Origin of the sequence: Denitrobaculum tricleocarpae, assembly GCF_007004665.1 — a bacterium.
Taxonomy (GTDB): domain Bacteria; phylum Pseudomonadota; class Alphaproteobacteria; order Kiloniellales; family Kiloniellaceae; genus Denitrobaculum; species Denitrobaculum tricleocarpae.
On the sequence record NZ_ML660052.1, the window covers coordinates 361,228 to 384,179 of the forward strand.

Consider the following 22,952-nt stretch of genomic DNA (forward strand, 5'->3'; position numbering starts at 1 on the left):
ACGGTTTCACCCTCTAAGCAGATTTGGCCGCGCCTGGGTTTCTGGAGACGCCTTGCTTCAGCCTTGGTAAAGGACACTGCGTCCCTCCCAAGCCACTGGGCGAGCACCGTTTGCTCCATCCCATCGGGTAACGTAACCCGGTAGTGAAGGGACAGTGGCCGGGAAGCGGAAAAATACATCCGCTCCACCCAATGGGCCCTGGCATCGCAAAACCGGGCAAAGAGCTCGCGACCGTGATCCGGCTGTAACAGATCCGTGACCGTGCCCGGATCCGGTTGCACACATACCCGGGATTTCAGCGCCGACATCATCATGAGAACAGCTCCGGCGGACGCGGCCCGGCGAAGCGCCCCTCCTCAATGTTCAGATTCATCTTGAATCTGTTCTCGCACTTTCCGCTCTTCATGAGGCGATCCTTCGGACAGCATTGGCTGTGTCGAGCACAGCTTGTGCGTTCCGCTTCCAGTCATGCTTCCTACCCTCGTCCGCCGCTGCATCGGCAAGCCGGCGTGCCATTTCAGGGTCGATGCGCAGGGTCATCAGGGCTTCAACCAGGCTGTCGGCGTCGCCGGGCGGGACCAGAAAACCGTTCTTGCGATGCTGGATAACGTCTGCCGTTTGCCCGATATGGCTCGCGATGATCGGGCGTCCAACGGCCATGTATTCGAAGAGCTTCAGGGGAGAGAAATAGTGACTTTCGCTCTGCGGATAGGGCGCTGTGGTAACATCCATACGCGCAATGAGACCGGGAAGGGCGGTATGCGGCTGCCAACTCGTCATTGTGACGGAGTCCGCGAGGCCAGCCCCCTGTATGAAACCTTCGATCCAACCGCGTTTAGGTCCATCGCCGACGATCAGCAGGTGTGCCTCCGGCAGACGGAGTTTCAAATGCCGAAACGCCGACAGCAAGACGTCAACGCCGTGCCAGCGTTTCAAAGAACCGCAGAAACCGATGACGTAGGCATCATGAGGGATACCTGGAACCTCGGCAGGCACGACGCCTGGATGAAACCGTGATCCATCCACCGCATTGCCTGTGAGATGAACTCGCGCCTGCGCAGCCCCTTGCCCGACAACGTAGTCACCCAGAGGCTTTGAAACGACCATCAACCCGTCGGCGTTCGCGAAGACCTCCGCTTCGATATCGCGCGCGATTTCGTCCAACACAAGTTTACGGTATGCCATTTGCTCATCGACCAGCGGCGCATTCACCTCGACCACGCAGGTGATGCCGAGACGGCGCGCTGCGCGGACACCGGCGGCCGACCAGAGCGAGTAACGTTCGTATATCAGCTCGAACGGCCAGACCGCGTGGAGCTCGATCAATCGCTCTTCAATCCGCTTGGCGGTCTCGATATAGAGTTTTTCCTTCTCCGCGCGGCCTGACGGGCTGCCGGACCGGCTTGATCCCTGGACAGCTTCGGCGAGCGCTGCCAAGTCGTCCAGAACATCGGACCCCATGCGTGCCGTCAAAAGCCGCACATCGCAGCCAAGGCGCACGAAGGCCCGTACCATCTCCTGAATGTGGACTGATGCCCCTTTGTCGCTGAAAACGGGGATGCCATTGTCCGCATTGAGATAGACCAACTTCATGACGCTGCCTTCGCCATGGTGGCTTCCGGTGCCAAGGCGTCCTCGAATAATGCCCGCAATGAAGCGACATTCTTTTCCAGGTCAAAAAGACACTCGGCACGGATCCGGCCTGCGGCGCCCATCTCTGCGGCCCGCTCAGGGGCATCGAGCAGGCTTTCCAATGCTGCCGCAAGCGCGGAAGGATTGCCTGGCGGGCAGAGCTGTCCTGTCTCGCCATCGACCACGATTTCAGGTCCGCCGGACACTGTTGTCGTCACCACGGGCAGGCCAAGCGCCATGGCCTCGAGCAGAACGGTCGGCAATCCGTCACGATCGCCGCTTTCGCTCACGATGCAGGGCAGAGTGACCATCGCGCCGGTCTTCATTTCAGCGATCAGCCGTTCCTGGGGAAGCGCCCCGCCGAGCCGGACCTCATTCATCAGACCGAGCTGTTTGATCTGTGCCTCAAGCTCACCCCGCGTAGGTCCATCGCCAAGGATCAGGCAATCGAAGGCATGGCCACGGTCCCGCAGAATACGGCAGGCTTCGATCAGGATAGGGAAGCCCTTTTTTTCGATAAAGCGGCCGACGGAAATGATACGGCCACGACGCCGTGCCTCTCTGTCCGGCACAAACCGCGTGAGGTCGATTCCATTGTAAAGCCTGTGGACGCGATGCGCTGCTTCGGGACAAAGCTTGCGAAGGTATTTCGCGTTGTAGTCCGACACGGTCACCAGGAATTCGGCTTCCATCATTTTGGCACGGCGCATCTGCGCGTCTTTCAGCGGCGAGACATAGGTGTGATAAATGTCGCGCGCATGCGCCGTGTACGAGAAACGCCCGCCGGTCAGGCGGCTCGACAACAACGCGGCGGTGGCCGCGTCGGAACCGAAATGGGCGTGAAAGTGACGGATGCCGCGTCGATGCGCGAGAAAAGCGATAAGGCCTGCTTTCAGATGGAGCAGCGCTACATCCTGAGGCGATTTGCCGGATAAAAGCGGCGGAGAAGCTTCGAGCTCATCATAGAAATCGGGCAGGCTGCCAGCCTCCGCCTCGACTCCCGTCTTCAACGTCAGACGGGCAGCCGAGACGGAGGATGGCAGATAAGTCACCGACGCCTTCAACTCCGAAAGAAGTGCGTGGTGGTCTTCCTTGGGCGGACGGAGAAGCGAGAAGATCTCAACCTCGACCCCGGCCCGCTCAAGCGCGAGGATTTCGTTCAGAATGAATGTCTCACTGAGGCGCGGAAAGCGCTTCAGGATATATCCAATACGAAGAGGCTGTGTTTCAGGCATGGGTCTTCCTCTCATGATCGGAGGTTTCGTGCTGCATGTCCGACAGGCGCTTGGCAATCAGTGCTGCGGCCTTGTCCGCACCGTTCAGCGGCACGTCGATCTGCGGCGCAGACGTCCGTTCGAATTGGAGAAAACGCTCAGCGAGACGGGTGGGACTCAACGCTTCTTGCGATATGCTCTCGACGAGACCGAGCCGCGCCAGACACTCCGCTCTCAACCGCTGCTCGCTTGAGGGGCCGACACGCGGTATGACAATGGTTGGGCAGCGCGCGGCAATCGCTTCCGTGACAGAGTTGTAACCTCCCATGGTGACCAGAAGGTCCGCTGTATCCAGCAAGGCAGGCATGTCGGATGTGCGGTGCAGAAACCAGGCGCCAAGTTCTCTCGCCCTTTGCGCAAGTGGCGCACTCAGTTCCTCGTCCATCAGAGGCCCTGCGATCAGCGTCATATCGGGACGCTCGTCCGGCGCGATTGTCGATAGAGCCTCAAGCGACGCATGCAAAACGGGATAGGCGTCACGTCCGCCACCACCGGAAACCAGTATGTGGCGTGGCGCGGTGCCCTTTAGTTTCCGCTTTGGAGCGTCATGCGTCGAAGTAACGTAACCACAGTAGGTGACATGACCCGGCCTCAGAGTTTCGAGACCGTAATGCTCCGCAGACGGGAACACCCTTTCGTCGCCGTAAACGAAAACCGCGTCGTAGAGGTCGCGGACGGCCTGCGCTTTGCCTTGCTGTTCCCACTGGTCCCGTGTGCGCGCAGGGTCATCGAGAATATCGCGCAGTCCCAAGATCACCGACGTGCCGCCGCGAAGTCGAAGGGTTTCAAGCATTGGAATCAACTCATCCCAGACACCTGCCGGTTCGTGATCGACGAGCAGGATATCGGGGCGGAAGGCATCGGTGGCGCGCTCCAGAATGCCCATCCGGATCGAACGCGTCATGTCGGAGGAGACGCGAAGATGACTTGGCCGCCATTGGTTCCGTCCGAGTTTCGCGAGCGAAGGAAGCTTCACGAAGTCGACGCCTGGTTTTAGTTCGAACACCATACCGGCGGGGCATCCCACCATCATCAAAACGGAGGCATTCGGAACCCGTTCAACCAATGCTGCTGCAATCGAAGCATTGCGACGCATATGACCAAGACCAATGGTGTCGTGAGAATACATCATCACCGAAGGACCGTTTGGCACCGGCCCGGTTCCGGTGTTTCCCTCAGCCAGAAGAATCAGAATGAGCTCTCTCAGACGGCTCATTGCAAAAGGCTTGGACAGGAAAGCTGTTGCATCTAACCGCTCAGCCCGCAGACGGTTTGAGAGGCTGTCTTGTCCGGTCATGACGATCACCGGCACATCTGGATGATCCTGCCGCCAATCGCCCAGCATCTCTATTCCGTCGCCGTCACCCAGATTGACGTCGGCGATAACAAGATCCGGCGAAGCAGCCGCAATCAGTGCTCGTGCGACGGCGCAGGATTTAGCGACGGCAGCCTCAATGCCCATACGCGTCAAGGCTGTGGCAATGTTGCGGCCAAGCACCTCTTCATCTTCAACAATAATGACCTGGGGCATATCCAGCTTCCGGTTTAACGTTCACCGGCAAGCCTAAGTGCGACGAGTGACAGTGGTAAGCCGCCGACAGACCCGGATTTGGGGCATTTCACCCAGCGGCCGCTGCCTCAACGCCTAAACCTTTTGTCACAGCCTCAACGGCAAGGCGTTAAAGTCGAGGTGTCAACGTCGGGCGGACCAAAAGCAGAGAACATGCCTCGACTTAAAAAGTTCATAAAATGTTAATGTTGGCGTCATACTTCGTTAACGCCATTGTCAGTCGCGTCTCACCCAAGTCTGCGATGCTGACCGAATGAGACCTGTTGCTAAACGCAAAACTCTCTCCCGGCAGTATCGCCCAACAGGCCCGTCACCCCATTGGTCAGATCTCAATGGATCTGATCCCTGTATGACGACCGTCGCCTAGAGAAGAACCCTGTTTCCATCGATCCGGCGAACGCGGTCAGGCTCTAGCTGGCAACATGCTGACACGCATTATGCAAGGACACAAAAAGTGCAGAAACATACCAAAGCTGAAAAGCATCTTGTCGATCCGGCCGGATTGGTCAGCGTTTGAACAATGAACACTTCCGCAGCCTTTGGGTTCAATAAGCCGGTGTTGGAAAACGTGGCACAAAAACTGGGTCTGCCGGAGTCGTCTCACCATGTTCGCCTTGTGAGACGCTTTGTCATCCTGAGCTTTATCGCGATCGTTGCGACAAACGCCACATTGGGCTTTTTTCTCTCTGACTACCTGACCCGGCAAATGTCGCTTCAGGACGCGATTGAAGCAAGCGAGTCCCTCAATGCACTGGTTCACGCCGAGGGTGCTGCGCCCGCTTTTGGCGAAGGCTTCCATGCGGCTGAACGACCTGAGATGACTGCAATTTTCCGCTACCTTCAGGTGCTTCCGGACGTTTATCTCGCGACGGTCTACCGCGCTGACGGCACCATGATCTGGTCAACCGATCCAACACTCAACACCTTAACAGAGGAGAGAAACCTTCATCTGGCCGCAGCATTGAGCGGCGAATTGAATCCGGTTGTTCGTCCTATTTCGTTAGAAGACAGCGGCAGCCAGTCAGGTGTTCCCGATGGTACGAAAACATTCGTAACCTTCACCGTTCCGATTTGGTCACACGACCAGACCTCCGTTGTCGGCGCAATCGAAATCCGTAAGGTTCCGGAGACTCTGCTCGGGTCGATCGACCGCGTCTATTACCTCACCTGGACCAGCGAAGCCTGGGCGGGGGCGTTGCTATTCTGCTGTCTGCTGATTGTCGTCCTCTATACGACCCGGGTTCTGAAGCGGCACGAGGCGAAGCTGATGGAACGGGAACGTCTCGCCGGCATCGGCGAAATGGCCTCCTCAGTTGCCCACGGTCTGCGCAATCCCCTTGCGGCTATCCGATCCTGTGCCGAGCTGGCGCTTGATGATGACTTGCCAGAGAGCGCACGCGGTCCGGTGAAGGACATTGTCGATCAGTCTGACCGGCTGGAAAGCTGGATACGCTCATTCCTGACCTCCGCGCTTGAAGACCCGGTGCAAGTCATCAGCAATGCCAGTGTCGATCATGTCATCGCAAAATGCCTGAAGAACTTTAAATCTCAGATGGAGGATCGCGGAATTCGGGTGGAATTCGTCAAGCACGGCAGTAGCCCGCTCGTCACGGCACGGCCTGCCGAGTTGGAGCAGGTCTTGAATTCTATCCTTTCCAACAGCATTGAGGCCACGGAGTCCGGCGGAACGATCAAGATTTCCCGCGCGGCTCAACCTGACGGTCAAACACATATCCTGGTTGAGGATAACGGTTCCGGCATTCCCACCGAGATCATGCGGCGGCTGTTTCGTCCGTTCCAGACCGGCAAACCCACCGGTCTTGGCGTGGGGCTCGTCCTTGCGCGGCGGGTCCTGGAGCGGCTTGGCGGGTCGCTTGAACTGCGTAACCGTAAAAACAGAGGTGTAGAGGTCATCTGCACCATACCTACTTGCGACGGGTTTCCATGACACAATTACTGGTCATAGACGACGACGAGGTACTAGGCCGGTCGATCGCGAGCTATTTGGAACGGCGCGGCTTTTCCTGCCACCGGGCGATCGATGCGCGTTCAGGACTGATACTCTTTCAACGGGAGCAGCCGGCCTTGACCATCGTCGACTACAAACTTGGACGCGAATGCGGCCTGGATGTTCTCTGCCAAATTCGTCAGGAAAATCCTGAAGCACAGGTCGTGATTATGACCGGTCATGGCGACATTGCAGTTGCAGTCGCAGCCATGAAAATCGGCGCACGGGACTTCCTGACAAAGCCGGCGCCGCTTTCCAGCATCGCAATGATGGCATCGGAGTTGGTCGGCAACCCCTTCAGCACCACGGAGCAAGCCACAGGCGCCGGCCGAATCCTTGGCCGGTCCAGCGAGGCCATCGCCTTGAGACAGTCAATCAAGAAGCTTGCCGCCGCATCGAACGTCGAAAAGCCGCCGCACGTGCTGATCTCCGGCGAACCAGGTTTGGCAAAGGCAAAGATTGCCGCCGCGTTGCGTGAAGAAGGCCCCCGCCGCCATGCCGCGTTTGTTGTAACTGATTGCGTTTCGCTGTTGTCAGGCGATGAAGAAGATGCCTGTGCGCACGGCCTCTGGCGCTCCCTTCTCGAAAGAGCAGAGGGTGGCACCTTGTTGCTCAAGAATATCTCCGTTCTCGACGGCGCAGCTCAGGCCGGACTCCTCAATGCACTTGAGAGCGGTCTGGCGGACAACGTGTGGATTCTTGCCACGACCAATGAAGCGCGTACTCCTCTGGCCAACTCAAGCGCATTTAACCGTGATCTCCAGTATCGCATTCAGATCGGTTGGATAGATGTTCCCGCACTTCGTGAGCGGAGCGATGACATCATGCCCCTTGCCGCGGTTCTCGCCCGTGGCGTCGCACGTAAGCACGGTTTTCACAAACCCCGCTTTACCCCCAAAGCGCGGGCCAAGCTCGTGACCCACGACTGGCCGGGCAATACGATGGAGCTGCAGAATTGTATAAGGCGCGCGGTGCTCTCGGCGGGAGATCGCAGGATCGACAGCGGCGACATTCATTACCTTGCTGAAGGACCGGCGTCCCGCCAAACCGCGCCTGATCTTGACCTCAAACGGATCGAGCGTTCCGCTCTGAAATCGGCGCTTCAACATACTGGCGGGAACGTCTCAAAAGCCGCAGATCTGCTGGGGATCACGCGCGATACCTTGCGCTATCGAATCTCGAAGTTTGATCTATCGAGAGAGCAGGGGTAAGTGCTCCAAGGCAGCCATGATCTCGCTGTCTCCCCGCGCATCATGTAACTTCAGAGCTCTTCGGATAACTGCGATATCCACGTGACGCCGAAAGAGCGTCGGGTTGCAGACTTCACCCAGCTCGTCCCAGGCCTTCTGAACCTGCTCGGCCCAGAACGGCAGGCCTTCAGCCAAACGGCGTCTTCGTGTTTCCGGCCGGGTCGCGAGATGTGCCGCAAAGTTCCCCAGATCAACCTCCACTGGTCCCTGCGCCATATCATCCAGATCGACCAGCCAAAGGTTACCGGATTCATCGAGTATCATCTGGCCGCAGTGAAAATCTCCGTGAACAACGCCGTCAGCTTCAAAGGGCATGTCCTTTAAAGCCCCAAGGCGGGCTCTCAACCACTGAGGCGTCTTCGCGTTCAGGCGCACTGTAATCTTCGCAAAGGGATCAAAGGGCGGCAGTTCCGAGATCCCGGCACGCCGCAAGGGCTGTAATGGTGCCAGCAGATATGACAGCGCCACCTGGTCAATCAGTGCGACACCGCTTGCCCCCTCAATCATCGGAAAGTTTACAGCACTCCGGTCGGGACAATAGCCGGGCACCGGTGTCTTGCCTCCTGCGCGCGAGAGCTCACTGGCCCGGACGATCAAGTCTCCAGCTTCAACAGGGCCACTGACCCGCTTGTAGAATTGCCGACCGGCGCGCCATGTACGTGCGTTCATGACAAAAGCCTTAGAATACGCCGCGCGGCCTCTGCGCCGCCGGATGGCCCCAGGTTCCAGACCGGTCGCCTGGACGGCGTCTCGATCTGATATGCCAGCCAATCCAACCCCATACCCGGTGCCGCGACATTCAGATAGCAGCCCAGGCGCGGCCCCCAGAGCTCTGCGCGCGCCAGTTGATCATCGATTGAGCGGGCAATGGGTACCAACATGGTCGGAGTATCGGTGGCCGCCAATTCCAGTACAGAGTTGTAGCCCGCGGTGCTGACCACGATGTCCGCTGCGCCAAAACAGTCGTTAAGCGCCCCCCCTGGATCGAATACTCTGTCTGCCTCCTTAAGACGCGCTTGCGACGGTGCCCGCGCTGCCAGGGCCTGCTCTACTGTGAAGGCTTTGGAAATACGGCGCCGCAAAGAAGTGATCATATCGTCAATCTGCCTGCGCAGCCTGGTCGCCCCGTCCGCTTTTCCACCACCACCTGTGGCAATCAGCAGTCTGGGCGATGGTGCCGGCGGTCGAGGTAAAGCATCAGACGGCCGGTATATCCATCCCACCGCCGCAATGTCTCTCGCAAAACCTGAATCTGTATCCGGCATCCAGTGGTCTTCTGGATTGGGAACAATCACCAGATCCCAGGGCCGGCCGCCGGGCAGCCGGAATCCCTCAAGGCGGTCTTTCGGCATTTCCCGCAAAACCAGAACCAGTGGACTATCCTGCCGCTCGATACCCGGAACCAGGGCTGTATCGACGATCACCCCTGAAACGCTCTCCGCCGCAAGGCGCGAAGCCATTTGCGCCCGTTCTGCGAGTCTCACATGACTGTAGGCTGCCTGATCCCTCTCTTCCAATCCGGATACTTCGGCATTCGTCATAAGCCCGAGCACTGGTCGCGTATCGTCCTGAGCCAAATGAACCGCGATGTTGGAGATACGGCGCAGATGCCCCAGCCCACTCTTCGATGTTGCGAGGAACCAGGCGGTTCCGGGGGGCGCCGCACCCGGCGGCAGATATGAAACCGCTTTGTTCAAAAGCTGAACTCCACCTCGAAGCCGATAAAGTATGCGGTATCGGCGTCGCTCGAAAAGGCGGCCCCCGGGTCGAACAGGCCAAAGACCGCCTCGGCACTCACGTCTTCGATCTCCCGATAGCCGACGATGAGATCCAGACCGTTCCCCAATGACCGCTCTCGCCCATCAGGATCTTCATCAATCGAGACGTCACGCAGATCGTCGGATGCCTGGTGTTGCCGGTAGTGATGGTAAACCAGATCGATTGAACTTCGTTTGGTCGGACGAACGCCAACGCCTGCGGTCAGGATGAAAAGGTTACTGAGCTCGGGATCCAAGACCTCGCCGTAGTACTTGAAGCTTGTGACGCCATTGAAGCGGTCGTTGTTGTCTTGCAGGCCGGTTTGCCGAAAGTTACGGTCTTTGTTATCCGGGTCGCTGTCACCGCTGCCGAAAGCGGCGCCCAAGGTCAGGGAGGGTTCGAAGTCCACATCTAAAGTGTAGGTCGCGCCAACGTCAAATCCGTATCCGCGGATATCGGCCCCATCCTCACTGCCCCGCACGTGGGCGAACTGCGCCCAGTAATCGATATCAGAAGTCAGTTCACCTGTGGAGCTCATGCCAAGGAACACCAAATCCTCATCACTGCTGGTCCGATCGTCGCGCACCAGGAAAAAGGGGGTTAATTCAGAATCCTCGCCAAGGGCGTAACGCCCCACTAGAAAGTAGTTGTTGATGTGATCAACAGACTCTTCGTTCAGGATATCTTTATCGAGCAGTTCCTCGCGGCTGACCGAAACCTCAAGACCAAAATTTGAGTTGCGATAGAAGAGCCGCGCGGCGTCCAAATCCTCATCAAACAGCCACTCGCGCTCGTCTTTGAATTCCTGCCTTCCAACTGTTGCGGACACCCCTTGAAGGACCTCGCGGAACGTCACGTAGGCTTCCTTCACGCGAAGCCTGGTCTTCTGCGATGCCCTTCCGTCCGGCTCCTCTATCGGGAACTGCCTCTTAAGATCCAGGTTTGCAAAAGCACGGAACCACGGGGCAGGGTCGTATGAAAGCGCAACCTCCAACTCGGGCTCAAGAGTCGCGAGGTCATCGTCTTCTCCCCTATCCAGGTCGTAGTCTTGTTCGTATTCGAAACCGAGCGTAGTTTGACTTCCGTATGTGAGATCCCTGATGAGCCGATGCTTGGTATCGGGTGGATCATCAAAATCATATTTTATGGCGGCGTCGTTATCACTCTCTGACCAGGATGGCGCTGGAGCTGCAAGCAGAATTGTGATGGTGAGGGCGCTGAAGCAAAACGTCTGACCCAATGGCAAAAGCACTTGCACGACGGTCTGTAAGGGCAATCTCCGCAGCTCGCGGAGACAGGGTGAGGCACCGCAAGGCTTCACCGGATCTAAGCGACACAATAGTTCACCTCCCTGGCTTTACATAATCCCGAGATACTCTTCGGGCAGCGATAGGACTGACATCAGGCAACCATTCAAGTCCAAACTCCGGCGGACTGTAAGCATCGTTCATTACGGTCCGCCGGAATGCGTTCCGAACGTTTCTTCACGCTGCTTGTGGGGTATCTTTGAGGGCAAGTCGGGTATGATTGCAGCGTGCGGTCACCGCAAAAGCATTAGGTTGCAGTTTGGATTGACGATGCGTTCAAGATGAATGGAAAATTGCCTGGTTGGCCCTCTGTGCAGGTTAATTCATGTGGCCGAGTTTAACGCATCGACATGACATCAGGCTTTACCGGGCATGAACGCTACATGAATAAACCAAGTTAGCTGGCACCGTTTGGGTTAGACGGCGAACTGATGTTCCAAACTTCCCAACTTTCATAAGAGCGGCATGAGGCAAACCGCAATCAAGTCGACGTTACACGGGCAGTGTCAGGGAAAAGTTGTTTGAGCGTCGAAAACACGTCTCGTAGCGTCGTGAGGCGAGAAGCCCGTTCCGATGCTCTGTTCGACTGGTGGAGGCTCTGAGCTGATAGAAACCTGACGCTCAGTGATTTCGCGCGCCCGTGAGGTTTCCTTCAACAAACCTCTCAGTGCGAAGGGCCGGTCGTTCGGCGCAGCTGCCGCACAGACTTCCGTACGGACCTCAGTGATGAATTCTTCAAGAAATGCTTGTGACACTTAGTAATCCCCTGTGCCTTGCTTCTCGATTGTCCGCTTGGCCGCAATGGTTAGACTCTGGAAACAGAGCTCTGCGTCCTGCTGACGAGCAGTCATGAAACCTCGAGGACGGTCTTGCCGCTTAGCAGGTTCGCCATTTCGCGTGTCGGCACCGGTTGAATTGAATGCTCGGCCTTGATATCCAGCATTAGCCGTTGGAGGGATTGGCTGTATTCGTATTCCTTGCAAGTCCGCCACAAGAATAAGCCAGTTTGTGTAAATATATCACGGAAAAATACACCAAATAGAGATCTGTTTTTTCTTGATCTCTTTCAGTGTTTTTCTTGATGGCGTTCAATGTTAAATTTTTCGAAACGGTGCTATGTTAACCATGATGTATCAGTCTTCTGGCGCGAATGTGGCTCTCGAGGTCAACATGTCTACCTCTTCTGCGCGTCAAGTCCGACGCGGCGCCAGCACATTGAAGGCTTGAATGGTTTTGGGTTATGGACCGCAACGAACTTAACCTCTTGGACAGCATCGGCAATCCGGTATTCGTGCTGGATCTCAGGCCGTCCAATTGGCTTCAGTACATTGCCTGGAACCAGGCGGCAGTTGACAGGAGCGCTATCCCTCGGGAAGACGTGATCGGCAAGACGGCGCTTGAGGTTTACCCGGGACGTTTGGGCCGCATCGCCTATGAGCGTCACGCCATGGTGGCAAAATCGGGGAAAGCCGATAGCTACGAAATCGCGCTGCCGCTAAAAGTTGGTGAACGCACCGTGAGAACAACCCTGACGCCTTTGAGCGAGCCGGATGGTCAAGTTCGGAAATTAGTGGGCTCAACCGTTGACCTGTCGTCCGAACGCGAACAGCACCAGAACCGGATTCAGGCCTCTGCGGAGATCACAGCGCTCACCTCGGAAATGGAGCAGTTCATCTCGATGGCGGCGCATGACCTGCGCTCACCCATGCTCAATGTCCAGAATATCGCCTTTATGCTGCGTGAGGATTTTGAAGATCTCGGCGATGGCAAGCTGGAACTCATCGACCTCCTGGAGAATGTGGGGGTCCAGGCGACATCTCTGATCACCGATGTTCTGTCTTATGCCCGCGCGACGAACGCCCAGGCCCGGCAGTCGGTTTTCGGCCTTGAGGAACTTTGCGCCAATATTTTTGTGGTGCTCGACCCGCAGAACAAGCACGAGCTTTCGGCTGTTCAAGCCGAGCTCTTCTCCGATGATATTGCGCTGCAGATTATTCTCCGCAACCTCGTGGACAATGCGATCAAGCATGCCGGCAAGGAAAGTGTCGATGTCCGCATCTCGGTGCGGGAAGGCGCGGAGGAGTATCTCGAATTTGAAGTGCGCGACAATGGGCGTGGTTTCGACGACCCGGCCATTGTGTTTCTGGGTGGGGGCAAGTTCCGCGCGGAGAGCGGTTTCGGACTCCTTGGTATCCGCCGGCTCATTAATTCCCGCGGAGGCGCGATCAGCGCCGAGGCACCTGAAACCGGCGTTGGCTCGATCGTGCGTTTCACATTCCCTGGAAAGGCGGTCAGCATCGCAGCCCCAAAGAGTGATCTGGCCTCGGCTGCCACCTAGGGTCCGTACTCAATTAGGTGTTCCCCTGCGTTTTCAGGTGTGATTCGATGATCCAAGTTTCCTAAATCAGGGAGGATTGGATGGGGCGGCTTTATTGGCTTTCGGAGGAGGAGTGGGCGCGGATCGAGCCTTATCTGCCGCGCGGCCGGCGCGGGGCTCATCGTGTAGATGACCGTCGGGTGATCTCCGGGATCGTCCATATGCTCAAGATCGGAGCGCGCTGGCGCGACTGCCCGCCGGAATACGGCCCTTACACGACGATCTACAACCGCTTCAATCGCTGGAGCAAGCAGGGGGTGTGGGAGGACATTTTCTACGCCCTGACCGGCAAGAGCGTTGTCGTATCGACCACGGCGGTGGATTCCACCCACATCAAGGCGCACCGCTCGGCGGCGGGAGCAAAAGGGGGGACTTCGAACAGGCAATCGGTCGATCGCGCGGCGGACGGACGACTAAAATTCATGCCATAACCGATGCGCTGGGCCGCCCCATCGCCCTCTCGATCACGCCAGGACAGGCGCATGACCTGGTCGGCGCTGCCATGCTTCTCGAGCGCATCCCTACCCCCAAGCAGCTCCTGGCCGACCGCGCCTATGACGCCACAAAACTGCGAGACTGGTTGAGCGAACGCGGCTGCGAGACAGTCATTCCACCGAACCCAACCCGAAAGCATCCTCACGCCTACGACAAAGTCGCCTACCGGGCCCGCAACCTCGTCGAGCGCATGTTCTGCAGGCTCAAGGATTTCAGAAGAATAGCGACACGCTACGATAAGCGAGCTGACATCTTCCTCGCCACCATCTTCTTGGTCGCATCCATCACTTGGTGGCTTAATTGAGTCCCGACCCTAGAGCGGACCATGTTTTAACGGAAACACTCAGTGTTTTCGATAAAACATGTGAACCCGCTCTACATCATATAGTCAGAGCAGATTCGCCGGTACGACGGATCGCCGAAGGCGATGCCATCTAAACCGGATCTGCTCTAAAGGCATTTCGACGCTCCCGTTTGTGGAGAGCGCCGGTAAGTGAAATCTGTTTTCAGGTCATTCAGTTCTGAGAAATGGTCGGGGTGCAGTGACGTCCTAAAGCTTTTGTCGCCATTCGCTTTTGCTCTCGAGCCGGTCTTCTACAGGCGCATAGCGCATACCCTTTTTCGTCGCCATAAAGGCGCGATCCAGCTCCCGAATATGCAGCGCACTGATCTCCTTGCGCAGATCCTTCCGGATCCGGGTGGTCCAGGCAATGAGGCTGCGGGGGGCAGTTCCGGTATTTCTTTGCCACATGGTGGATTGCGCCTCCGCCGCTGGGGTTAGCGCCTGTTACGGCGCATCTATGGTCACTGGGGTCCGTATGAGGGCCATATGGAGGTCTCTGCGAGTGATATGACCCAATGAAGTTCCACGATAGAGCCGGTGCTCGCGTGAGTCGTGCCCCATATGGGTGATAATGCACCAAATGCGTGTGATTTGAAAGGTCCCGGATTGGTTTATGCCAAAGCGCGACCGTCCTGCTGGCCAAAGGTGGTCCCAGGGACTTGCAAAGGCGTTGGGAGCCAGGCAGAGAGAGTTCCGCCGGTTACCGATTTTGTATGAAAGAACACCTGAGTTCCGGAACTGATCCTGACTTCCCGCGAGTTTAAGGCTGCCTGAACCCGGATTCCCAGGGTTATTCGTGATTTCGCAAACGCTCAGATTGTGCTGCGCAGGGTTTTTTAATCAATCCAGCGTATGAATAACCGTGGTTTTCACTTAGTATCGGCGGTGTTGTGTCAAAAATGAGGCGCAATGCAGCCAGAGTCTATTCGATCTGGCGCTAACGAATTGATTTAAAAAAGTTAATGGGCAAGTCTTCTTCCATAGTGCACGGCGGCATCATGATGATTGCCGGGACGCGACCTGAGTTGATCAAGGTCGCGCCGGTTGTAAGCGAGCTCGCGCGCTATGACGATATCCGGGTTGTGATCGTCTCAACCGCCCAGCAGGCCGATTTGCTGCCGGCATTTCTTAATCTGCTCGATACCGAAGTCGACTACTGTCTCAGCGTCATGTCGGCGGGGCAGTCCTTGAACGCTTTGCTGGCCAAAACAGTTGCCGCGCTGGACCCGGTCATTGCAAAAGAACAGCCGGACCTTATCGTCGTTCAGGGTGACACCACTTCTGCCTTGGCTGGGGCGCTTGCCGGGCGGATGCGTGGGATCCCGCTCGCACATATCGAAGCCGGGCTACGGACCGGCGACGCGGATAAACCCTTTCCCGAGGAGACGAACCGCAGGCTGATCTCGCACATGGCGGCGCTGCATTGCGCGCCGACCCGGCGCAATCGTGCGGAACTGGTGCGCGAAGGTATAGCGCCACGGGATATTGTCGTAACAGGAAACCCGGTCGTTTCTTCACTACAGAATGCCTTGCGGACCGCCTCTACGTCCCTCGCGCTTGAGGGTGTATTTACCCGTCTTGAGGGGCTGAAACCAATTGTCCTGACGACCCATCGGCGCGAGAGTTTCGGTGTTACCCTGGATCGGAACCTGAGGACGTTGCGGGCCTTTGTCCTTAAGCACCCTGAGACAGCACTTATCGTCCCGATGCATCCAAACCCGAACGTAAAGGAGACCGTCGCGCGGATCCTGTCGGATACCGAGCGGGTGGCTCTCATCGATCCGCTGGACTACGCGAGCTTTCTCCAACTGATTCAGAGGGCCTGGCTGGTTGTTTCCGACTCCGGCGGGATACAGGAGGAGGTCGCAAGTCTGGGTAAGGCCTTGCTGGTTTTGCGCAGTGTGACCGAGCGTCCCGAAGCGATCGAAGCGGGTGTCGCGCGGCTTGCCGGTGAATGGCCGGGTCAATTGGAAGCCTTGCTGGAGGATTGGGATGGGCTGAAGAGCTGGGTCAAATCGGTAAAGCCGATTCCCAACCCCTTTGGTGACCAGCGCAGCGCTATGCGTATTGCTCAGGCCTTTGCCGATTACCTCAGCGCGCAGCCTCAAAGAGAGAGGGTCGCGCTATGACTGCAGAGCAAAAACCGGGCCGTAAGCACATTCTGACCGTGGTGGTCGAAGATTACTTCCAGGTTGGCGCTTTCAGTCATCTGATCCCCAACGGCTATTGGGGACGATTTGAGACCAACCTTGAGCGCCACACCGAGCGGGTCCTGTCTCTCTTCGCAGAAACCGACAGCCGCGCAACTTTTTTTACCTGTGGCTGGGTCGCCGACAACCATCCACGGATTCTGCGCAAGATTGTCGATGCCGGGCATGAGATTGCCTGCCAGAACTACTTCCATCATCCGATCGGCGAACTTTCTCACGATGATTTCGCCAAGGATATCCGGCGCTCGCGGATTGCGGTTGAAGATGCCACGGGACAAAGGGTTGAAGGCTTTCGGATCGGGCGTGGCTGGATTGGCCCGAAGGATCTCTGGGCACTCGATGCGCTGGCGGAAGCGGGTTTCAAATACGATTCGAGCCTGCATGCGCCCTTGGCTCTTCAGGGCGTGGTACATAAACACCGAGGGCCGTTCGGCAGTATCGTCGAGGTGCCGGTATCTCGTTTGTCTGTCATGGGAAGGCCACTTTTGGTCTGTGGCGGCAATTATCTGCGCCAGTTCCCGGCCTGGCTTCTTCAGAAGAGCGTTGAAGACTGGATCGCGGAAAACAACGACCCCCTGGTCCTCTATTTCCACAGTTGGGAACTCGAAGCTGATCAGCCGAAGATTGCCGCAGCCAGCTTACTCCAACGTCTGCGGCACTATCGCAATTTGGACGGCATGGCCGAAAAGGTACGGTTCTATCTGGAGCGCTACAAGTTCCAAACGATCGCGGAGCATCTCGATTTAGCGCTTCAGCCCGCTGCGCCGCGACCGCTCGATGATCTGCCGGTCGAGGCGGAGAACTGGGTTCCGGAGATCCGCAGCGACGCGGGTAAGATTCCCCTGACTCTGGTCATTCCTTGTTACAACGAAGCTGAGACTCTGCCGTATCTTGAGAAGACGCTGGCGCGTTTTGCGGAAAAGGGCGATTCCATCTTTGATCTCTACTGCATTCTTGTCGATGACGGCAGCAGTGATGAAACATGGGATCTTTTGCACAAAGCCTTCGGAACGCTGGATCGGTTTCAATTGCTGCGCCATGACGGCAACAGGGGCATTGCGGCCGCTCTGATCACTGGTCTCGGACAGGTTCAAACTGAATTTGCCGCGACGCTGGATGCCGATTGTACCTTTGCGCCAGATCAGATTTTCGAGATGATGGCGCTGATGGGAGACGACGTCGACGTCGTCGCGGCCTCGCCTGCGCACGCGCAAGGGGTCATGCACGCTGTTCCTGCCTGGCGTTCGTTTCTGTCCAGAGGTTCGGCCTTTATGTATCGCTGCGTGCTGCGGCACAAGCTGACCAGCTATACCAGTTGTTTTCGCCTCTATCGCCGCGATGCCATCGAAGGCATCACCGTTTGCGACCCCGGCTTTTGCGGCGTGACCGAGATCTTGGGACGGATGGATCTTGCCGGCCGCCGCATCGTGGAATACCCGGCGGTTCTGGAGACAAGACTGCTTGGTCAATCCAAGATCAGGGTCTTCCGAACGATTGCCGGACACCTGCGACTGGCGTTCCGTTTGGCGAAGCAGCGTTGGCTGGGGCGGCCGCTTCCTGAACCCGAGCCGATGGCTTCCGAAATGCAAACCGCGGGCGCCGACCACAACGATGGACGCTAAGGCCCCAGTTCGTGATGCCGCTCCGACGGAGAGCCGGCCAGGCCACTGGGCCGTGGTTGGTGGCGGCATGCTCGGTCTGACGCTGGCCCTCCGGCTTACTCAGAACGGTCAAAGAGTCACGGTCTTGGAGGCTGCCCCGTCACTGGGAGGCCTCGCGTCTGCCTGGCAGGTCGAGGATGTGGTCTGGGATCGCTACTACCATGTCATCATGCTTTCCGACGCCCGGCTTCGGGCACTGCTGAGCGAGCTTGAGCTGGAAGACGAAATTCGTTGGAGCGTCACAAAGACCAACTTCTTCACCGGCACATCAATGTATCCGCTGAATAATTCGTTCGACTATATCCGTTTGCCGGTCCTAAGCCTGGTCGATAAGGCGCGCCTCGGCGCGACGATTGTCTTCGGTTCACGAATAGAGAACGGCCGGCCTCTGGAGAAAGTCAGTGCTGAGTCCTGGCTCAGCCGCTGGTCCGGCCGCTCGGCCTATCGAAACCTATGGCGGCCTCTGTTGCGCTCGAAACTCGGCAGCAACCACGGCAAGGCTTCCGCCGCCTATATCTGGTCGGTAATCCGGCGTTTCTATGCGGCGCGGCGTGGCGGTTTGAAAACCGAGATGTTCGGCTACGTGCCGGGTGGCTACCGCCGGATCCTCGCGGCGCTGGCCGACCGGCTTAGGGACTCTGGTGTCACACTTGAAACCGGCAGGCCGGTTGCGTCGGTTGTTGCTTCGGGCAAAGGCTTTCAAGTCACCGCAGGTGACGAAACACGGCACTTCGACAGGGTGATCAACACCTGCGCGTCACCGATCGCAATGCGCATATGCGAGGGGCTGAAGCCTGCAGAACGGAAGCAGCATCATTCGATTCTCTATCAGGGCATCGTTTGTGCATCTCTGCTGCTCAACCGGCCCCTGGGAGGTGCTTATCTGACGTACATCACCGATGAGACGATCCCCTTCACAACCGTAATCGAGATGTCGTCGTTGATTGAGCGTTCCGAGATAGGTGGCCGGCACCTTCTGTACCTGCCAAAGTATCTTCCTGTGGATGATCCTCTGCTCGATGCGGACGATGCTGAGATTGAGGCTGCTTTCCTGCCTGCGCTACAACGCCTCTTCCCTGATCTAACGCGAGATGCGATCAAGGCATTTAAAGTGACGCGAACCCGTCACGTCCTGGCGGTATCGACATTGAATTATTCCGATAACCTGCCACCTATGGCGACCTCGATACCGGGCTTGTATATCGTGAACTCCGCACAGATCGTGAATGCGTCCCTGTCGGTGGACGAAAGCGTCAATCTTGCCAACGAAGCGGTTGCCTCGATCATGACGAGAGACCCTGTGTTCATCTCGAGGCCCGGGCAATGAATGCGGCCATAGCAAACCCGCTCCAGCGACCGCGCGCGACCCTGTCACTAGATCTAGATAACCTGTGGTGTTACCAGCGCAGCTTCGGTCTTGAGACCTGGCGCAGCTATCCGTCCTTTCTGGAGATTGCGGTTCCGAGGATTCTGGATTTTCTGGATCGTCTGAATCTCAAGGTGACATTTTTCGTTATCGGACGTGATGCTTCCGATCCTGCAAACCTCGGTCTGCTCTCTGAGATCGTGGTGCGGGGCCATGAAGTTGGAAACCATTCTTTCGATCATGAACTCGCGTTGCATCTGCAGTCGCGCGAAGAGATCGAAGATGAAATCCGGCGCGCCGCGGACGCTATCGAGACAGTGACCGGACAACGGCCGCGTGGTTTCCGCGGTCCCGCCTTTGGTCTGTCGCAGGATTTGCTCGAGGTGCTCGCGGGACTCGGGTATGATTACGATGCCTCCACCTGCCCGAACAGCTTGGGACTGTTGGCGCGGCTTTGGCATCGTAGTAAGGCTTCGAAAATCGGCAGCGATGAAAAGGTTGTCGGCGGCCTTTATGGCAGCCTGAAAGATACCGGCCAGTCGCTTAGGCCTTATCTCTGGTCCTTGAAAGATGGTGCTTTGATGGAAGTACCGGTGACGACCCTGCCGATCCTGCGGCTGCCGTTTCATGGAACCTATCTGAATTACCTTGCTGATTTTTCGCCTGCTCTTGCCCGGGGCTATTTCATGACCGCGCTGAGGCTTTGCAAGCTGCGCGCTGTGCCGCCCTCGTTCTTGCTGCATGCCAGCGATTTTTTAGGCGGTGATGATTCGGTTCCTCTCACCTACCTGCCCGGTATGAAGCGCAGTGCGGAGGAGAAAAATCAGTTCATGGCAGAGACCCTCCAAGCCTACAGCCGGATGTTTGAAGTGACTCCGATCGGCACCTTTGCCGATGAACTGAAACAACAGCAAGCACTGCCGAGCTTTTTGCCGGCTCTTGGCGCATGAGTGGGGCGCCCGTGACCTCCGAACCGCTGATACACACAAGGGCCGACTGGGTGAGGGGGATCGCCCAAGGAGGATGGCGCAAGACGGGACTCCTGTTCTGCCTCTTCGTGGCTTTCTATCTCCTCACGGCAGCCGGAAACATCAGCGAAACCGACGACGTTTATGCCTTTGCATACCGCGCCGAGAACTTTCCGGTCGATTATCTCTCCGATCCCCGCTTGATGCTCTACCACATTTCGATGCGCCTGCTCTTCCTCGCGTCGGGCCTGTTGGGATGGGATGTTTCCGCGCTCGTACTGATGCGCGGTTTCTCGGCGGTCTGTGCGGCGGCATCTTTGTTGCTGCTGATGCGGATTGTTTTTGTCGATCTGAAGTTATCAGCCGCAACGGCGGTTGTTTCCGCGGCGGTTCTCGGCTGCAGTTACGGATTTTGGCGCTATGCGGCTGAGGCGGAAGTGTACGTTCCGGCCATTTTTCTCATTCTTCTGGTATTCCATAGTCTGGTGCGGATTACGTCCGGCACACGAGATGACGTGTCAGGACTCTTCCTGTCCGCCGGATGTGGGGTCATATCCGGCATAACCGTCTTGTTTTATCAGCCAAGCGTCATTCCGCTCTTTTTTGCCTTCCCGTTTCTACTTCTCTATCGGGCGCGGCTGTTCCACCTGGGTGTTTACGGGGTCACCGGTGGTGCTGTTGTTATCTCTGGTTACCTGCTTGGCTTTTTTGCCTTCTGGCCGGAACCCTTCAGCCTCGCGGCCTTCGAGGCTTTCCTTTCACAGCGATCCAGCGAGTTTATTGTTCCGACCTTTTCTCTCAAGACACTGGTTGTTTCCATGATCCGTTCGGCCTTTGCGATCGGACACGATCTGGTGTCGATGAATTGGGTCTTCGCTTTCGATCCCGTTATTGCACTTATCCAGCAGGCCTTTTCGTACCATATTATCGACGAGGAAGTGTTTTCGGCGAGGCGGGCGGGTTTTCTGGTTTACCTGCCGATTGTCACGGTGGTCGCGCTGGCCACGGTATCGTTGCGTATCCTTGTGGTGCTTGGAATACCTTCGATCACGTTTCTCAAGCAGCGCCCATTCCTGGTGATCTTCCTTTGGACTGCAATCAATGGCGCAGTCGTTGGGCGTCTGAACCCTGGTGGCCTCGAGGCCTGGATCATGGTTTTCCCGCCTCTCATTCTTCTCTTTGCGGCGCTTGTGGTAGAACCTTGCATGCGGATGGGGCGAGGGGCCTGGGTCGTTGCCTTCGCCGTTGTTCTTTCACTGCACAACGCAGTGGGAGGTATGGCGTTGGTCAGGGATCCTGCGCACGAATACGCCCGGGTCGTCGGGGCATGGGTCATTGACGAAGCCAAATCCGAGGATCTTGTCATCGTGACGGGCGATGCCAGTCTGGGAGAGAGCTTACGCTATCTGTCCGCTGCGCAGGTGGCGTTCGTAGGGGAATTCCAGGCGCCGGTGATATCCGCGCGTTTGCTTGATGGAGACTTGAGCGACCTTGCGACACGGACCAAGGGACGTGACTTCGATGGCGTACCGCTCCATGAGCTCATCGAGACGACCTGGCGCGCCGACGGGCGTGTGATCTTTTTGGAGCGTTTCTTCGAAGTCCCCAGAGGTTTCAAGAGAGAAAACTGGCCCGAGTTCGAATTGACGAGTGTTCTGCGCGCCCAACTCGAGCAGGTTCATGATAATCCGGACGTCGGCGGGACATACCTGCTGTCTGAACCGCTTCAATGACGAAGCCAGGAGCGGTCATGTGTTCAACGGGCTCGTAAACAAAAAATCATGGTATTTGCTGCTCTTCGGCCTTGTTGTCGGCGGTGCGGCCGCCTGGCTGGTCTTTGGCAACACAGATGTCGCGGGCGTATTCGACATCCTGCAGCACGACACCGACATGACGCTGACACTCGTCGCGGCTACGACCTATGGGTTGTTTTTCCTGGGTAAAGCATTGCGCTGGCGGTACCTTCTGGAACCTGTTCTCGAGATTTCTTCGCTGCGTCTCCTGCCCTATGTCCTGATCGGCTATGCGGGAAATGTTCTTTTACCCTTTCAGGCGGGGGAGGCGGGGCGTGGATACCTGCTCTCGAAGCATCATGAAATCGGCACCGCTGCCGCACTCTCTGGGATCGCCCTGGAAAAGCTCCTCGACTTCTTTGCCCTGCTCTTGCTTCTGATCTGGGCTCTTATCGCCATGGATGCGCCTTCGCCACTGGCCGAACAGCTTGGTCTGTCGCTCGCCGGTATCCTTACTTTCGCAGCTTTATGCTTGATCGCTCTATTGCTCGAGCCGAAGGCCACGGCAGGGATCATCGACCGGGCTTTATCCTGCGGTCCGCAAAACGTCGCTTCGTGGCTGGCACCCAAACTTCACGATGCCATCCGCGGTTTGATGGCATTGCGTCAGACATCTCTGATCTTGAAACTCGTGGTTACAAGTCTGGCGACCTGGATGCTGATGTTGATCACGCTCTACCTCACCATCAACGCTGTTCAGCTGGAGGTGCCGCTTGCTGTTGCAATACTGGTTCTGGTGCTCGCTGCTGTCGGCTTGGCGTTACCGACAAGCCCCGGATTCATCGGGACGCTTCAGGCGGCGTTTGTTCTGGGCATGGTCCCGTTCGGAACAGAACAGGAAGGGGCCGTTGCCGCTTCCTTGCTCTACCAGTTTCTGACGACTCTGCCGCCGCTGGCCCTTGGGCTGATCTGTCTCGCGTTTTTGAAGCGAGGTTTCTGA

16 protein-coding genes and 1 pseudogene are annotated in these 22,952 nt (G+C 57.3%); 10 read left to right on the forward strand and 7 right to left on the reverse strand.

What is annotated here, in order from left to right:
• Positions 1-402: 402 nt before the first annotated feature.
• From FKG95_RS01625 to FKG95_RS01635, 3 genes are read right to left on the reverse strand one after another with little or no spacing between them, the layout of a single operon-like run.
• Positions 403-1,593 carry a glycosyltransferase gene (locus FKG95_RS01625; protein ID WP_142894510.1) on the reverse strand — a complete coding sequence of 397 codons (1,191 nt, stop codon included), beginning with the start codon at positions 1,591-1,593 and terminating at the stop codon, positions 403-405.
• Complete coding sequence (locus FKG95_RS01630) at positions 1,590-2,867, reverse strand: glycosyltransferase (protein WP_179953879.1); 1,278 nt, start codon at positions 2,865-2,867, stop codon at positions 1,590-1,592. The genes FKG95_RS01625 and FKG95_RS01630 overlap by 4 nt, the downstream gene beginning before the upstream one ends.
• On the reverse strand, positions 2,860-4,437 hold the full coding sequence (locus FKG95_RS01635) for a response regulator (RefSeq protein ID WP_142894514.1): 1,578 nt from the start codon (positions 4,435-4,437) through the stop codon (positions 2,860-2,862). The genes FKG95_RS01630 and FKG95_RS01635 overlap by 8 nt, the downstream gene beginning before the upstream one ends.
• A gap of 559 nt (positions 4,438-4,996) precedes the next feature.
• On the opposite strand from FKG95_RS01635, the gene FKG95_RS01640 reads away from it, so the two are divergent.
• Both FKG95_RS01640 and FKG95_RS01645 read left to right on the forward strand, forming a co-directional pair.
• On the forward strand, positions 4,997-6,424 hold the full coding sequence (locus FKG95_RS01640) for a sensor histidine kinase (RefSeq protein WP_142894516.1): 1,428 nt from the start codon (positions 4,997-4,999) through the stop codon (positions 6,422-6,424).
• Positions 6,421-7,695 (forward strand): sigma-54-dependent transcriptional regulator, encoded by a 1,275-nt coding sequence (locus FKG95_RS01645; RefSeq protein WP_142894518.1) that lies wholly within the window; start codon positions 6,421-6,423, stop codon positions 7,693-7,695. Before FKG95_RS01640 ends, FKG95_RS01645 begins: the two co-directional genes overlap by 4 nt.
• Here the strand turns inward: FKG95_RS01645 and FKG95_RS01650 are convergent.
• The 3 genes from FKG95_RS01650 to FKG95_RS01660 are packed head-to-tail and all read right to left on the reverse strand — an operon-like array spanning position 7,675 to position 10,813.
• Complete coding sequence (locus FKG95_RS01650) at positions 7,675-8,403, reverse strand: phosphotransferase family protein (protein WP_142894520.1); 729 nt, start codon at positions 8,401-8,403, stop codon at positions 7,675-7,677. The two genes, FKG95_RS01645 and FKG95_RS01650, sit on opposite strands and share 21 nt — an antisense overlap.
• Entirely contained in the window at positions 8,400-9,431 is a 1,032-nt protein-coding gene (locus FKG95_RS01655; RefSeq protein WP_142894522.1) for a hypothetical protein, read from the reverse strand. The genes FKG95_RS01650 and FKG95_RS01655 overlap by 4 nt, the downstream gene beginning before the upstream one ends.
• Complete coding sequence (locus FKG95_RS01660; protein WP_342779194.1) at positions 9,428-10,813, reverse strand: alginate export family protein; 1,386 nt, start codon at positions 10,811-10,813, stop codon at positions 9,428-9,430. Before FKG95_RS01660 ends, FKG95_RS01655 begins: the two co-directional genes overlap by 4 nt.
• A 1,250-nt stretch (positions 10,814-12,063) precedes the next feature.
• Here FKG95_RS01660 and FKG95_RS01665 point away from each other — a divergent pair.
• On the forward strand, positions 12,064-13,137 hold the full coding sequence (locus tag FKG95_RS01665; protein ID WP_179953881.1) for a sensor histidine kinase: 1,074 nt from the start codon (positions 12,064-12,066) through the stop codon (positions 13,135-13,137).
• A gap of 80 nt (positions 13,138-13,217) precedes the next feature.
• Positions 13,218-13,975 (forward strand): annotated as a pseudogene (locus tag FKG95_RS01670) (IS5 family transposase).
• A 246-nt stretch (positions 13,976-14,221) separates the two neighbouring features.
• On the opposite strand, the gene FKG95_RS01675 reads toward FKG95_RS01670, so the two are convergent.
• A complete protein-coding gene (locus tag FKG95_RS01675) occupies positions 14,222-14,422 on the reverse strand; it encodes a hypothetical protein (protein WP_142894530.1) in 201 nt (66 codons plus the stop codon).
• 554 nt (positions 14,423-14,976) lie between these two features.
• On the opposite strand from FKG95_RS01675, the gene wecB reads away from it, so the two are divergent.
• Genes wecB through FKG95_RS01705 form a run of 6 tightly spaced genes read left to right on the forward strand, consistent with a single transcriptional unit; the run spans position 14,977 to position 22,952 of the window.
• Positions 14,977-16,143 carry a non-hydrolyzing UDP-N-acetylglucosamine 2-epimerase gene (gene wecB / locus FKG95_RS01680; RefSeq protein WP_142894532.1) on the forward strand — a complete coding sequence of 389 codons (1,167 nt, stop codon included), beginning with the start codon at positions 14,977-14,979 and terminating at the stop codon, positions 16,141-16,143.
• Entirely contained in the window at positions 16,140-17,846 is a 1,707-nt protein-coding gene (locus tag FKG95_RS01685; RefSeq protein WP_142894534.1) for a glycosyltransferase, read from the forward strand. The genes wecB and FKG95_RS01685 overlap by 4 nt, the downstream gene beginning before the upstream one ends.
• A complete protein-coding gene (locus tag FKG95_RS01690; RefSeq protein WP_142894536.1) occupies positions 17,836-19,212 on the forward strand; it encodes an FAD-dependent oxidoreductase in 1,377 nt (458 codons plus the stop codon). Before FKG95_RS01685 ends, FKG95_RS01690 begins: the two co-directional genes overlap by 11 nt.
• Positions 19,209-20,201 (forward strand): polysaccharide deacetylase family protein, encoded by a 993-nt coding sequence (locus tag FKG95_RS01695; RefSeq protein WP_142894538.1) that lies wholly within the window; start codon positions 19,209-19,211, stop codon positions 20,199-20,201. The genes FKG95_RS01690 and FKG95_RS01695 overlap by 4 nt, the downstream gene beginning before the upstream one ends.
• An 11-nt stretch (positions 20,202-20,212) precedes the next feature.
• Positions 20,213-21,952, forward strand: a complete 1,740-nt coding sequence (locus FKG95_RS01700; RefSeq protein WP_142894540.1) for a hypothetical protein — start codon at positions 20,213-20,215, stop codon at positions 21,950-21,952.
• Positions 21,900-22,952 (forward strand): lysylphosphatidylglycerol synthase transmembrane domain-containing protein, encoded by a 1,053-nt coding sequence (locus FKG95_RS01705; protein WP_142894542.1) that lies wholly within the window; start codon positions 21,900-21,902, stop codon positions 22,950-22,952. Before FKG95_RS01700 ends, FKG95_RS01705 begins: the two co-directional genes overlap by 53 nt.

Coding starts and splice junctions, on each gene's coding strand:
- FKG95_RS01625 (WP_142894510.1), bottom strand. CDS start 1,593: ATGAAGTTGGTCTATCTCAATGCGGACAATGGCATCCCCGTTTTCAGC.
- FKG95_RS01630 (WP_179953879.1), bottom strand. CDS start 2,867: ATGCCTGAAACACAGCCTCTTCGTATTGGATATATCCTGAAGCGCTTT.
- FKG95_RS01635 (WP_142894514.1), bottom strand. CDS start 4,437: ATGCCCCAGGTCATTATTGTTGAAGATGAAGAGGTGCTTGGCCGCAAC.
- FKG95_RS01640 (WP_142894516.1), top strand. CDS start 4,997: ATGAACACTTCCGCAGCCTTTGGGTTCAATAAGCCGGTGTTGGAAAAC.
- FKG95_RS01645 (WP_142894518.1), top strand. CDS start 6,421: ATGACACAATTACTGGTCATAGACGACGACGAGGTACTAGGCCGGTCG.
- FKG95_RS01650 (WP_142894520.1), bottom strand. CDS start 8,403: ATGAACGCACGTACATGGCGCGCCGGTCGGCAATTCTACAAGCGGGTC.
- FKG95_RS01675 (WP_142894530.1), bottom strand. CDS start 14,422: ATGTGGCAAAGAAATACCGGAACTGCCCCCCGCAGCCTCATTGCCTGG.
- wecB (WP_142894532.1), top strand. CDS start 14,977: ATGGGCAAGTCTTCTTCCATAGTGCACGGCGGCATCATGATGATTGCC.
- FKG95_RS01685 (WP_142894534.1), top strand. CDS start 16,140: ATGACTGCAGAGCAAAAACCGGGCCGTAAGCACATTCTGACCGTGGTG.
- FKG95_RS01690 (WP_142894536.1), top strand. CDS start 17,836: ATGGACGCTAAGGCCCCAGTTCGTGATGCCGCTCCGACGGAGAGCCGG.
- FKG95_RS01695 (WP_142894538.1), top strand. CDS start 19,209: ATGAATGCGGCCATAGCAAACCCGCTCCAGCGACCGCGCGCGACCCTG.
- FKG95_RS01705 (WP_142894542.1), top strand. CDS start 21,900: ATGATAATCCGGACGTCGGCGGGACATACCTGCTGTCTGAACCGCTTC.